2 protein-coding genes are annotated in these 1089 nt (G+C 31.7%); both read left to right on the top strand.

Annotated elements, in window-relative coordinates; genetic code table 11:
- Positions 1-64 precede the first annotated feature (64 nt).
- Positions 65-679, top strand: a complete 615-nt coding sequence (locus M1F65_RS09960; RefSeq protein ID WP_000250556.1) for a CadD family cadmium resistance transporter — start codon at positions 65-67, stop codon at positions 677-679.
- Positions 680-690: 11 nt separating this feature from the next.
- Positions 691-1029 (top strand): Cd(II)/Zn(II)-sensing metalloregulatory transcriptional regulator CadX, encoded by a 339-nt coding sequence (gene cadX, locus M1F65_RS09955; protein ID WP_000711083.1) that lies wholly within the window; start codon positions 691-693, stop codon positions 1027-1029.
- Positions 1030-1089: the final 60 nt, after the last annotated feature.

Genomic DNA, 1089 nt, shown 5'->3' with positions numbered 1-1089 from the left:
AAGTTGACATCTACAAAGTTTAATGTTAAAATACATTCAAAAATATATTTGAATGAGGTGCTTTATGGTTCAAAATGTTGTTACTTCAATAATCCTGTATTCTGGGACAGCCGTAGACTTACTTATTATCCTAATGTTATTTTTTGCCAAAAGAAAAAGCAGAAAAGACATCATTAACATCTATTTAGGACAATTTCTAGGCTCTGTTAGTCTAATATTGCTAAGTTTACTTTTTGCATTTGTCTTAAATTATATTCCTAGTAAAGAGATTTTAGGTTTGCTCGGTTTGATTCCAATTTTCCTAGGACTCAAAGTTTTGCTTTTAGGAGATTCTGATGGAGAAGCTATTGCAAAAGATGGTTTGCGCAAAGATAATAAAAACCTGATTTTTCTAGTCGCTATGATTACTTTTGCAAGTTGTGGTGCTGACAATATTGGTGTTTTTGTCCCATATTTTATTACCTTAAATTTAGCGAATTTGATAGTGGCTTTACTTACCTTTCTAGTCATGATTTATCTCTTGGTTTTTTCTGCCCAAAAATTGGCACAAGTCCCTTCTGTTGGAGAAACTTTGGAAAAATATAGCAGATGGTTTATTGCCGTTGTTTATTTAGGACTGGGGATGTATATCCTGATTGAAAACAACAGCTTTAACATGCTAAGGACTGTGTTCGGCTAGGAGAAAAAATTATGAAAAAAGATAGTATCTGCCAAGTGAATATTATAAATCAGCAAAATGTTACAACCGCAACGAACTACCTTGAAAAGGAAAAAGTCCAAAAATCACTTCGTATTTTATCAAAGTTTACCGATAATAAACAGATAAATATCATCTTTTATCTCCTTGCTGTTGAGGAACTCTGTGTCTGTGATATAGCCTGTTTACTAAATCTCAGTATGGCATCTGCCTCCCACCATCTTCGTAAACTAGCCAATCAAAACATATTGGATACTAGAAGAGAGGGGAAAATTATATATTATTTTATAAAAGATGAGGAAATCAAAGACTTTTTTAATCAACTAGGATAACAACTATTTTTACTACTTTATCATGATTATATATAGGACTTATCTATGAAATTTTTTGAT

This window comes from Streptococcus oralis (genome assembly GCF_023109195.1).
Lineage (GTDB): Bacteria > Bacillota > Bacilli > Lactobacillales > Streptococcaceae > Streptococcus > Streptococcus oralis_BV.
Note: the sequence above shows the minus strand (reverse complement) of the source record. Positions and strands in the feature narration are given on the sequence as shown.

Coding starts and splice junctions, on each gene's coding strand:
- cadX (WP_000711083.1), top strand. CDS start 691: ATGAAAAAAGATAGTATCTGCCAAGTGAATATTATAAATCAGCAAAAT.
- M1F65_RS09960 (WP_000250556.1), top strand. CDS start 65: ATGGTTCAAAATGTTGTTACTTCAATAATCCTGTATTCTGGGACAGCC.